Source organism: Lactiplantibacillus fabifermentans DSM 21115 (genome assembly GCF_000498955.2).
Taxonomy (GTDB): domain Bacteria; phylum Bacillota; class Bacilli; order Lactobacillales; family Lactobacillaceae; genus Lactiplantibacillus; species Lactiplantibacillus fabifermentans.
Window position 1 is genome coordinate 31,360 of record NZ_AYGX02000116.1, and the last position, 11,608, is coordinate 42,967.

The window sequence follows — 11,608 nt, forward strand, 5'->3', positions numbered from 1 at the left end:
CTACTACTAAGGTTGCCGTTTAACTAAATAATGGTCGCAACGCTAATCGCAGCTGCGACTAGTCCGACCGTCCAAAAGACGATATCAATTTTCCATTCACTCCAGCCCTTCATTTCGAAGTGATGGTGAATCGGACTCATTAAGAAGATCCGTTTCCCCGTTAACTTGAACGAAGCGACTTGTAAAATAACGGAAGCTGTTTCGATGACAAAGATAATCCCAATCAACAATAACGATAATTCATGATGGACCAAGATGGACACTGCGGCTAAGGCGCCCCCTAAAGCTAAGGAACCCATGTCGCCCATGAAAATTTTTGCTGGTTTATGGTTAAAAACGAAGAATCCAAGTAATGAGCCAACTACGGCCACACAGAACAATGCCACATCGGTTTGATGTTGGTGCAACGCGATAATGGCATAAGCCCCAAACGCAATCGTCGCTTGACCGGCGACTAATCCGTCCAACCCATCGGTCAAGTTGACCGCGTTGGAGAACCCGACTAGCCAAATAATGACAAAGACCATGTACCAAATTCCCATCGTCCAATCACCAAATCCAGGCATGTGTATGCCCATTGGTAACTTTTCGTGTTGGTAAACGACGGTCAAAATGATGGCACCGACAATTTGGCCAAGTAGCTTTTGCCAAGCCTTCAAGCCTTCATTTTGCTTCCGCCATAACTTGATACTGTCATCCCAGAAGCCCAGCGCCCCGTATAACACGAGGATAAACATCAAAATCCAAGTCGTTGGCCGCAATTGGCCTTGCCATAATCCGACCCAAATCGTCGTGACCAAGATCGCGATAATGAATAGTAACCCACCCATTGTCGGCGTCCCGGACTTTTTCTCATGCCAAGACGGGCCTTCTTCACGAATCATTTGCCCTTCTTTGCGGGCGCGGAAATACCGAATCAAGGACGGCATTAACGCAAAGACAATGATAAACCCACTGACTAAAGTGGCGATCCATTCTAATAAACTCACAACAATTCTCCATTCTAAAACTAGTTATTTCAAGGTGACACTTAACGCTTGTTTTGATTCAATCGGATTACCTGCCGAGATACTTTGAGCACTCACGTACCCAGTCCCACTGGTGGTCAATTTTACACCTGTCAAATCAGCAAAATCAGCAACTTCACTAGCTGACCAACCGGATAAGTTCGGCATGTACATTTGACCATTAGTCACTAAGATGACCCGTTGCTTGCTCGTCAAGACGGTCCCCGATGAGACGGACTGCTTAACGATTCGCGAGCCTTTACCCACGACAATTGGCGTAACGCCAATCTTTTTCGCCTTAGCTTCGGCAGTCTTAGTACTTTGACCAGTCAAATCTTGCATCTTGATGGTCGTCGTCTTCGTTTCACTAGCCTTTTGTTCATCTAGTGCCCGGCGCATGACCGGCTTGAAAATTTCCGCCATATCTTCTGACGCGGACGTCCCATTTAAGGTCGGTTGCTTCATCGTGATATACAAGATGTATTTTGGATTTTTAGCCGGCGCCATCCCAACCACGGAGTACAAGTACGAGTTATCACCCGTTTCGTAAGTACTCCCATTGCTGACTTGGGCGGTCCCGGTCTTAGCGGCAATGCGGTAACCATCAATCTTAAACGCTGAACCGGTCCCATAAGATTTATAAACAACGTCTTGCATGTGGTCCAAAACGGAACTCGCCGTTTTCGACGTTACCGGGGTGCCAACGACCTTCGTTTTGGCCTTGTAAACGGTTTTGTGCGTATTCGGATTAGTAATCTTTGAAACAAAATATGGCTGTAACATCTTACCATTATTTGCAATCGCCGTGAAGCCACGCAACATTTGCATGGCCGTGACTTGAATCCCTTGACCAAACGCCGTATCGGCCTGTTCAATCGGGTAAGTAAACTGGATTGAACCAGTCTGCTCATCTTGTAGGCCACTATTCGTACTCGTCCGCAACCCAAATTTCTTAATGTAATGGAGCCATGTTTTAGCCCCCATCGTTTGTTCCAAGTGCGCCATGGCAACGTTACTTGATAGGGCAAACCCCTTGGCATAGGTGATATTACCCCAACCACTGGTATTCCAATCCGGCACCGTCTTGCCATCAATTTTGTAAGTCCCACTGGCGACGGTCGTGTTGGCATTGTAATTACCACTATTAATCGCGGCCGCCATCGTGAAGACTTTCATGGTCGAACCGGGTTCATAAGTGTCTTCGACGAGCAAGTTACGCCACATCTTCGACAGTCCACTCTTAGTTTGTGCGTTGAAAGTCGGTCGTTGACTCGTGGCTAAAATGGCTCCAGTTTTGGCGTTCATCAAGGTCGCCGTCATCGACTTGGCATTGACTTGTGACTGAACTTCGGACATTTTCGTTTCGAGCAACGTTTGCAACTTCGTATCAATCGTCGTATAAACGTTGTTCCCGTTTTTGACCTGCTTGCCAGTATCGGTCTTACCTTGGTACCCGCTCGTCGTGACCGTCTTACGGCCATCGGTCCCCGACAACACTTTGTTGTAAGCTAATTCAATGCCCATCGCGCCATTTAACCGGGTTTGATCACTACCACTCACATTTTTACTGTTTGTCAAACCAACCAGTTGTGACGCAAAGACGCCGTTAGGATACAAACGGGCTTCCGACTCAATAAAATGCAACCCACTGACGTTTTGGGCGTCAATTTTCTTTTTAGTCGTTAGCGAAATGTTTTTCCCGGCCGTCCCAAATTCAATTTGGAATTTACCAGTCCCTTTTTGCAAAGTCGCTAACGCTTTTTTATAACTAATTGGCAAATACTTCGATAGTACTTTGGCGGCCTGCACATTATTTTTGACATACAAGGCCTTACCACTCGCGCTCTTTTGATTTTTCGCCATAATGGCGTACAACGTATACGTACTAGTATCTTCAGCGATAGCATCGCCATTAGCCGTATAGATGGTTCCGCGTTTAGCGGTGATGGTTTGATCATCGGTATAGAGCTTTTTGGTCGCCGCCGCCAGGTTAACCCCGTTGACACGGCGACCAATCGCGATATACGAAAAACGAATGACCAAAACGCCAAAAATCAGAATCGCGATAAAAAATAGCCATTGGCCAAAGACTTTACGATTTTCTTTTGGTGACCGTTTCGAATTCATTCGTTGTTTGTTGTCATTCATTTGTAAACATTCCTTATATTACCGTTGTTGAGCGATAGACCGTACTGCTTAGCAATTTTGTTTAAGCGGGTCCGGCTCGAAAGTTCACTAATTTGTTGGGCCGCCGAAGTATTACTTGCTTGTACTTTGGTGACTTTGTTTTGCACACTGCTCAATTTGCTTTGCGAATTGCTGACGGCAATATTCGTTGACACGAGTAAAATTGCCAATCCGAAGACGACGAGACTAAAACCCACACACAAGACCTTTTCAAAACTCGAAAATGGTACCCGTTGCGTCTTGATAGCGGGATTCGGGGATACGACATTTTTATGTACCGGGTTGGTCGTAGCACCGGGGGTTTCGCGTGGCAGCTCCCGTGCCAATCCATTTTGGGCCATTTTAAATCACTCCTTTAAATTTGTGTAAACGCTACTTATTGATTCGTTCGATGACGCGCAGTTTAGCACTACGCGCGCGCCGGTTAGCCGCAACTTCGTCATCACTTGGAAGAATCGGTTTGCGATTAACTAACCGGTAATCAGGTTGCATTTCCGCCGGAATCACTGGTAACCCCGGTGGTAACTCTGGCAAATCACTGTGTTCTTTAAAGATGGTCTTCACGAGCCGATCTTCTAATGATTGGAACGTAATGACACTGACGCGCCCCGGCACGCCAATCAGGTCAACCGCTTGCTCTAACGACGTTTCCAATACGCCAAGCTCGTTATTGACCGCGATACGAATCGCCTGAAAGACCCGTTTGGCCGGATGACCACCCGTACGACGGGCGCGGGCCGGAATGGCCTCTTTAATGATGTCAACGAGCTGGCCAGTCGTTTCGATGGGGGCGTGTTCCCGCTCCCGTTCAATCGCCCGCGCCACTTGTTTAGAGAACTTTTCTTCGCCATAGCGATAAAAAATTCGGACTAAGTCGGTATACGGCCAATCATTGACCACTGTTTGGGCCGTCAACGGAGCACTTTGATCCATGCGCATATCTAGTGGCGCATCGTGTTGATATGAAAAGCCCCGCTCGGCATTGTCAAATTGCGGTGACGAAACGCCTAAGTCATAGACGATACCATCAACTGACAGGATACCGCGATCCGCTAATTCCGCCTTTAAGTTGGCAAAATTGCTTTTGATGAAGGTCAATTGCCCACTAGCAACATATTCCGCCAGATTTTCCTGATTATAATCAATCGCCGTCTGGTCTTGGTCAAAACTAAACAAATGACCATCGGGACCAAGTTGTTTCAAAATTTCACGCGAGTGGCCCCCGCCACCTAACGTACAATCCACGTAGACGCCCGCCGGTTTAATGGCTAAAGCGGCCACCGCTTCGTGTAGTAAAACCGTTGTATGTTCAAATTCTGCCACGTCCGGGCCCCCTTCCTAAAATTCACTAGTTTAAAAATCAATCAAATTTTCAGCTAAATCGTCAAAGTTTTCAGCGGTTTCCGTTTCAAAGGCCTGCCACTTTTCGGCACTCCAAATTTCGAATCGGTCGGAAACCCCAACAATCACGCATTGTTTCGCTAATTTGGCATATTGCCGCAAGGTACTCGGAATCATCATGCGGCCTTGTTTGTCTAATTCACATTCAGCTGCTGCTGAATAGAAGAACCGGACAAAGGCCCGGGCATCTTTTTTAGTTAACGGCAAGTTGTCTAATTGGTCTTGTAACGTGCTCCAGCGGGCTTCCGGATAGCCAAAAATACAGCCATCCATCCCCCGAGTAATTACAAAATGATCCCCAAGTAACTCGCGAAACTTGGCGGGGATGATTAAACGACCCTTGGCATCCAAGGCGTGTTCAAATTCTCCGAAAAACATCTTGGATGGCATCGTTTACTCAACCCCTTTCATTAAACATAATTAAGTCTACCACACCCCCCCACTTCCTACCACACCGTTTTGTTACTTTTCCGAATTGTTAACAAAATGTCAAAAAAGTCCCCACCTAATCACGTTTCGTTAGGTGGGGACTTGTGGGGCTTATTTTTTATTATCAGCGGACTTAACTTATTAAAGCTAACCCTAAGGCGGCGACGTAAACGACGATGGTCACTAAATCGCACAGCCGCCAATATAGCTTAAAGAAGCGCCAATATAAGATTTCACCACGTTGAATGACTTCCAACACCGTCAAACCGATGCCAAAAATCATTAGTGAGATGATTTCATAAGGCAACAGTGAACTTTCCGTTGTTTGTAACGTCAAAAAGTGGGTAAAAATTAGTAATAGTGGGGGCCAAAAATCAAGCACATTGAGCCGACGCGGCCAAAATCGACCTAGTAACCGCCGTATGACTAGTAAAATGACGGTTACCGCCGCTAATAACGCAATCTGACCGAACCAAGTCGTAAATAGGTCGTGCATTGCAAATTCCTCCAGTTAGTATCGCTATTATTATAGGGATTATCGTTAAACTTTTCAATTCCCACCGCCAGCCCTATAATAGTTAACAAATTATTAATAAAGGTGGTTCCCATGATACAATATTTTGCCACGGGCGACGACGGCCGTTTAACAACTAGCCCGGCAACCGATCGGCCCTACTGGATCAACGTTGAACGCCCAACAATTGATGAAATCAATCAGTTAGTTCAACAATTTAACTTGCCACGTGATTATTTAACGGCAATTTTAGATAATGCTGAAATTTCGCGGACCGAACAATTGCAAGTTAGTAGCCCCACCAAACCCATTTTGATTATCATGCAATTTCCAAAATTAACGACCAGCGACCTGGGCTATTTAGAATATCGCGTTTATCCGTTTGCGTTGATTTTAACCGATGACGTGGTTTTAACTGTCAGTAATTACCCGGCTAGTTTTATTCAGGACTTTGTCATGGACCCCGAGTCATCACGTCTCAGCCTTGCTAATCACGAGAATTTTGTCTTAGCAATTATGTGGTATATCTCACACGCTTACGTGACGGCCCTCGACCACATCAATATCAAAACTGCCACGCTCGAACGCAATTTAAACCGCGCCACGCATAACGAACAGATTTTTCGCATCATGGCGTATCAAAAGTCGCTCATTCGCTTCAATGCGGCCCTGGCTCAAAATACCCCGGTCCTCAAAGCCGTCGAAGCTTCAGCGGCCCATTTTAATGCGCCCGACCATCAAGCTTTGACCGACGACATCATCATTGAAAATCGTCAAGCCGCTGATATGACCAATACGACCAATCAAATTTTACAGCAGTACAGTCAAATGGTCAGTTCGGTTATTTCAAACAACTTAAACGACGTGATGAAGGTCTTGACCTCAATTACGTTGATCATGACGATTCCGACGATTATTGGTGGCATTTACGGCATGAACGTAAAACTTCCCGGTGCCAGCATCGTGCATGCCTTCAGTTGGATCATGCTGGGCACGATTATTTTGTGCATCATTACGATCGAATATTTACGGAATCACGATTATTTCTAAATCGTGAATTGAAAAAAAGACCATTCCACGTTAAACTAGGAAAGAATTACTAAAAAGTGTGGTGGCAACGAACCTAATGAAAAAGAAAAAGTCCACGTTCCAAAAAATTACGATGGTCATCGTATGGGTCATGATTATTTCCATGATCGGCTCATTAATCTTGACCGCACTCTCTGGCTTAGGCTGGTTATCTTTCTAACGGAACTAAACGTGCAACTAAAAAATCAGCTACGACGCAATGTCGTGGCTGATTTTTTTACCATACAACTCGTCTGTTTTCGAACCTCGGCCTCCAGCAGTGGTTGGTCATTGCCGCAATTGGCCGACCGTAATTCCATCGTTCTAGGACCGGTCCAAGCCTGAGGAACGTCTTGAACCTCGCTTTTGAGCCCGAAACCCAGGTCTCAAAAGACGCCCGTGGTGTAAACGGCCAAAAAACGCCCGTTAACGCCACTTTCAGAACGATTCCATTACGGTCAGCCAATTGCTAATTTCATCTCAGTTTCAACAACAGCATTAAGTATATACAACTTTGGCTGAACATTTTCGATGAGAGTTAGTCTAATCAAAATAGCCGCTGATAATCTCCCCCAAGAAAGAGCCTCTTTGAAGATAGGCTATCTAGGCAAGCTTCAAAGTGAGGTTCGCACTGGTCGCCTCGGCTACTGGAATTTCTACTGACCGGAAGTAGCAACTGCCGGTAGCCAAAAATTTTATTTCAGACTCGACAAAAGGATTGAATTTCTGGCAATCATCGACATCATACGCTACTCATTACTGTCGATGATTCTTTCTCCATATTAGCTATTATTACAGCAAGTTGACTTGGCCCAGCTTAAAGTCAATTAACATCATAACCACTAAAAACATAATTTATAAACAACACACCACAAAAGCAGCAACATAAAAGGAGTGACCACAAAATTATAGCCACTCCCTTGTTATTTAAAAATCAATTTAGCTGTCGGCTGAACGTAATGGAAGTCGCTATGCGGGTGGTGTAAGCGGAATTGTTTTGTATCCCGTTTACACCACGGACGCCTTTTGAGACTTGCTTTTCAGGCTTGGACCGGTCCCCATAGCAACTGGAATTACGCTCAGCTGGCAGCGGCAAATTTCAATTCACTAACTCGGCGCGGGCCCATCCGAACTAGGTGGTTCTTCAGCGCTCGGTTGGCGATAAACCTTGCGCGGCTTACTGCCTTCGGACGGCCCGACCACGCCACGTTCTTCCATCTCATCGACAATCCGGGCAGCCCGGTTGTACCCAATCCGGAAGCGGCGTTGTAACATCGACACACTCGCGGATTGTTGTTCCGTGACGAGTTCGACGGCATCGGCGTAATATTCATCTTCACCATCACGTGGATCACCACCATTACCACTATCGGCCTCGTCATCTTTAACGAGCATCGAATCATCATAATCAGCGGTTTGTTGGTCCTTAATGAAGTTAACGACCTCTTCAACATCGTGGTCCGAAATATAGGCCCCTTGGACCCGCAATGGTTTGTTCATGCCCATTGGTTGATACAACATATCCCCGCGACCAAGTAGTTTTTCGGCCCCATTACTATCAATAATGGTCCGCGAATCCGTCCCGCTGGAAACCGCAAACGCCATCCGGGACGGCACATTGGCCTTGATTAACCCGGTAATGACATCGACAGATGGTCGTTGCGTGGCCAGAATCATGTGAATGCCGGCCGCTCGCGCCATTTGCCCTAAGCGAATAATTGCATCTTCAACTTCACTAGAAGTGACCATCATCAAATCGGCCAATTCATCAACAATCACGACAATATATGGCAAGACCGGTCGATTTTGGCCGTCTTGGGAATTTTGCTGTCGAATATACTGATTGTACCCTTGCATATTGCGTTGATGGGAATCCGCAAACAACTCATAGCGCCGTTCCATTTCAGCCACGACCTTATGCAAGGCCCGCGCCGCTTTTTTCGGTTCGGTCACGACGGGCGTTAACAAATGTGGAATCCCATTATAAATGCCTAATTCAACTTTTTTCGGATCAATCAACATAAATTTCACTTGGTTCGGTTTCGTGTTCATTAATAATCCGGTGATCATCACATTAATAGCGACTGACTTCCCACTCCCAGTTGACCCAGCAATGAGTAAATGCGGCATTTTCGACAAGTCTGCCGTCACTAAGTTACCGGAAACGTCGCGGCCCAGTGGGACTTCCAGCGGCTTAGTTGGATGCGCCGGTTGGGCTTCGACAATATCGCGAAAGGCGACCGTCGAGATTTGTTTATTCGGCACTTCAATCCCAATCAACGATTTCCCAGGAATCGGCGCTTCAATCCGTAAATCTTTAGCAGCCAAAGCTAACGCTAAGTCATCGGCTAAATTGACGACTTTACTAACTTTGACCCCAACTGCCGGATGCAATTCATACTTCGTGACGGACGGCCCTAAGCTGACATGTTTAACTTCTACTTGTACCCCAAAACTAGCTAACGTCGTTTTGAGCTTTTGTGAGTTAGACTCAATCGTGGCATATTCCGCACTTTGGTCCGTCTTGGGAATCTTCGTCAATAAATCAGCCGTTGGTAATTGATAATCTGATTCATCAGCGACTTCCGTTCCTTGTAAGTCATCGGCATCTTTGGCACTAGTCTCCGGTGCCGCGGACGCCGACTTTTCATTATCGCTAGCGACCGTGATATTCATATCGTCAGCGGGCGCCGCACTGATTGGGGCGGTCGATACGGGCGCGGGTGGTACCGGAGTGGGCGCCGTTGAGGTTGGTACCGTATCGTTTGTTTCAGTCGGTTCAGTAGGCTGTGACTCAGCTTGTTGATTTTCCTTTAATTGCTGTTTGACGCGCCACCGTGCAATCTGTACGCGCACATAGTGGGAAACTTTTTCATAGCCGGCATGCACATGATCACCCGCGATGAGTAAGCCGTGCCGGACTGCCTGCATTGTTTCGTGAAACGGTAAGTTAAAGGCAATAAAGATCCCCGTAATAATTAAAATAATCGCGATTAAGATCGTCCCTAAATTGGCCAACAACGGATACGTAATACTATATCCGAGCGCCCCCACTAAACCACCACCGAGATTGGCTGACACCCCGCCGGTCGCAAAGTCATTTTTAATTAGGCGCCAAGTGATGCCTAAAAATTCGGTATGGCGATTCAATTGATTAAACGTTGGAATTTCCAAGAGTAGTAAGTAACTGAAAATAATTAAGTTACCACCCGTCCACCACCGCCAACTGATTTTAGGCCAATGTCCAAAAATCATTAAGTACGCCATGATTAATAACGTTAAGCCGGCTAACAATGGTGACGCATTCCCAGCGACGAGCCGAAAACACTCGGCAAAAAAGTTACCGACTAAGCCGAGTTGCCAAAAGGCGAAGACGGTAATCAAGACGCCGACGAGGCCAATAATATTTCCCGTCATTTGTCGCTTAACGACGGCCTTCGTCGGTTTCTTACGCCGAGTTGTGGTTGACCGTTTTTTAGTTGTTCGTTGCTTTGACGCCACGCTAATTCGTCCTTTCTGTGCTAATTTAGTTCTATTGTACCAAACTTACGTTCTAAATGGGGCAACGATAAAAAAGGGCCCCAGCTTTACTAACCACGGGGTCCTTTCGTATCGAATCAATTATTTCAATTTATCATTTTCATAATGATGCGACCGTTCTAAGCTCAAAAAGTTTTGTTGACGCAAGGCTTCATAGATGACAATCGCCGCCGAATTCGATAAATTCAAGGCGCGGATATGGGTGTCATCTTGCGGAATGCGAATCGCTTTTTCCGGATATTGGCGCATAAATGGTTCCGGCAAGCCCGTCGTTTCTTTTCCAAACAAGAAATAGTGATCCTTGTTTGTATCACTGTAATCGACGTCAGTATAGTCGTGTTCGGCAAATTTTGACACCAAGTATAGTTGGTCTAAATCGGGAATACTGGCTAAAAAGGCTGGTAAGTCGGCGTGATAAGTAATGTCGACACTATCCCAGTAATCTAAACCGGCCCGTTTTAAGTGCTTGTCGTCAATTTTAAAGCCCAACGGTTCAATCAAATCCAAATGAGTGTCAGTCCCAGCACAAGTCCGCGCAATATTACCAGTATTGGCGGGCATTAATGGTTCAAATAACGCAATATGATTAGTCACAATAATCTTCCTTTTAATTAAGATGTTACCTTTTATCATACCATGAGTCGCCACCGTGAACCTAGTCTTTCTATTTAGAATACGCTTTATTCGCTCACTGACTTAACATTATTTATACTAAAGATAACTAATCAAGCCTAGGAGGTTTCAAACATTATGAAAATTATGATTATCGGTGCCACTGGGATGGCTGGTCGCGCCATTACCGAGCTCGCCTTAGCCCGTGGCCATCAAGTCTTAGCGATTGGCCGCAATGCCGACAAGTTAGCCGCCTTACCGGCGAATACTCAATTGACCACCCGCGCCGTGGACGCTTTTGAACTCACCAAAACTGATTTAACGGCCGTAGATGTCGTGGTGGACGCCATGGCGGCCGCCCCCGACCACGCATACTTGCACGTTGACTTGGCGACCCAATTAGTCGCCAAATTACGCGACACTGAGCACCCCCGCTTAGTCTTTATTTTAGGCGCTGGCAGCTTAACGACTGGGCCGGACCATCACTTATTCGTGCACGACTTAGAACAAGATCCAGCCGCCGCTAGTTTTATCGCCGTCCCTCAAAATCAATTAACTGAATTGAAGTTCTTGCGGACCGTCACTAACGTCAATTGGGTCGGCTTCTCGCCGGCTGCGGATTTTCACGCCGGCCCCGCCGTCGCACCCATGTACGGTAAAGATGAATTACTCGTCAACTTCCACGGCGATTCGGCGACTAACTCCGGTACGATGGCCACTGCCGTCTTAAATGAAATTGAACAACCGGCGCATCGACAAGAACGCCTCACCGTTGCCAATCAATAAATTTATATTTTTGGTAGATTGCAAATTTAATCCGAATTTTTGGACAAATTGTTCAGCATAACCT

Annotated in this window: 11 protein-coding genes; 3 read left to right on the plus strand and 8 right to left on the minus strand. The window is 46.2% G+C overall.

Annotation, left to right across the window (positions count from 1 at the left end):
* Nucleotides 1-23: 23 nt before the first annotated feature.
* The 6 genes from mraY to DY78_RS10530 form a co-directional block, all read right to left on the minus strand.
* Nucleotides 24-989 carry a phospho-N-acetylmuramoyl-pentapeptide-transferase gene (gene mraY / locus DY78_RS10505; protein WP_024625024.1) on the minus strand — a complete coding sequence of 322 codons (966 nt, stop codon included), beginning with the start codon at nt 987-989 and terminating at the stop codon, nt 24-26.
* A 24-nt stretch (nt 990-1,013) separates the two neighbouring features.
* Nucleotides 1,014-3,155: a penicillin-binding transpeptidase domain-containing protein gene (locus DY78_RS10510; RefSeq protein WP_024625025.1), complete on the minus strand. Its 2,142-nt coding sequence runs from the start codon at nt 3,153-3,155 to the stop codon at nt 1,014-1,016.
* Nucleotides 3,152-3,535 carry a cell division protein FtsL gene (gene ftsL / locus DY78_RS10515; RefSeq protein ID WP_024625026.1) on the minus strand — a complete coding sequence of 128 codons (384 nt, stop codon included), beginning with the start codon at nt 3,533-3,535 and terminating at the stop codon, nt 3,152-3,154. The genes DY78_RS10510 and ftsL overlap by 4 nt, the downstream gene beginning before the upstream one ends.
* Nucleotides 3,536-3,566: 31 nt before the next feature.
* Entirely contained in the window at nt 3,567-4,517 is a 951-nt protein-coding gene (gene rsmH, locus DY78_RS10520; RefSeq protein ID WP_024625027.1) for a 16S rRNA (cytosine(1402)-N(4))-methyltransferase RsmH, read from the minus strand.
* 30 nt (nt 4,518-4,547) lie between these two features.
* Nucleotides 4,548-4,973: a division/cell wall cluster transcriptional repressor MraZ gene (gene mraZ / locus DY78_RS10525; RefSeq protein ID WP_024625028.1), complete on the minus strand. Its 426-nt coding sequence runs from the start codon at nt 4,971-4,973 to the stop codon at nt 4,548-4,550.
* A gap of 184 nt (nt 4,974-5,157) precedes the next feature.
* Nucleotides 5,158-5,520 carry a DUF3397 domain-containing protein gene (locus DY78_RS10530; RefSeq protein ID WP_024625029.1) on the minus strand — a complete coding sequence of 121 codons (363 nt, stop codon included), beginning with the start codon at nt 5,518-5,520 and terminating at the stop codon, nt 5,158-5,160.
* Nucleotides 5,521-5,631: 111 nt separating this feature from the next.
* On the opposite strand from DY78_RS10530, the gene DY78_RS10535 reads away from it, so the two are divergent.
* Nucleotides 5,632-6,588 (plus strand): magnesium transporter CorA family protein, encoded by a 957-nt coding sequence (locus tag DY78_RS10535; RefSeq protein ID WP_024625030.1) that lies wholly within the window; start codon nt 5,632-5,634, stop codon nt 6,586-6,588.
* A gap of 76 nt (nt 6,589-6,664) precedes the next feature.
* The gene (locus DY78_RS15795; protein WP_081754412.1) at nt 6,665-6,787 is read left to right on the plus strand and encodes a DUF4044 domain-containing protein; all 123 of its coding nucleotides are present in this window, start codon (nt 6,665-6,667) and stop codon (nt 6,785-6,787) included.
* A gap of 926 nt (nt 6,788-7,713) precedes the next feature.
* On the opposite strand, the gene DY78_RS10540 is transcribed toward DY78_RS15795, so the two are convergent.
* Nucleotides 7,714-10,107 (minus strand): DNA translocase FtsK, encoded by a 2,394-nt coding sequence (locus DY78_RS10540; RefSeq protein WP_024625031.1) that lies wholly within the window; start codon nt 10,105-10,107, stop codon nt 7,714-7,716.
* A gap of 120 nt (nt 10,108-10,227) precedes the next feature.
* Nucleotides 10,228-10,740 carry a tRNA (cytidine(34)-2'-O)-methyltransferase gene (locus DY78_RS10545; RefSeq protein WP_024625032.1) on the minus strand — a complete coding sequence of 171 codons (513 nt, stop codon included), beginning with the start codon at nt 10,738-10,740 and terminating at the stop codon, nt 10,228-10,230.
* A 156-nt stretch (nt 10,741-10,896) separates the two neighbouring features.
* Between DY78_RS10545 and DY78_RS10550 the strand changes: the two genes are divergently transcribed.
* Nucleotides 10,897-11,544, plus strand: a complete 648-nt coding sequence (locus DY78_RS10550) for an NAD(P)-dependent oxidoreductase (RefSeq protein WP_024625033.1) — start codon at nt 10,897-10,899, stop codon at nt 11,542-11,544.
* Nucleotides 11,545-11,608: the final 64 nt, after the last annotated feature.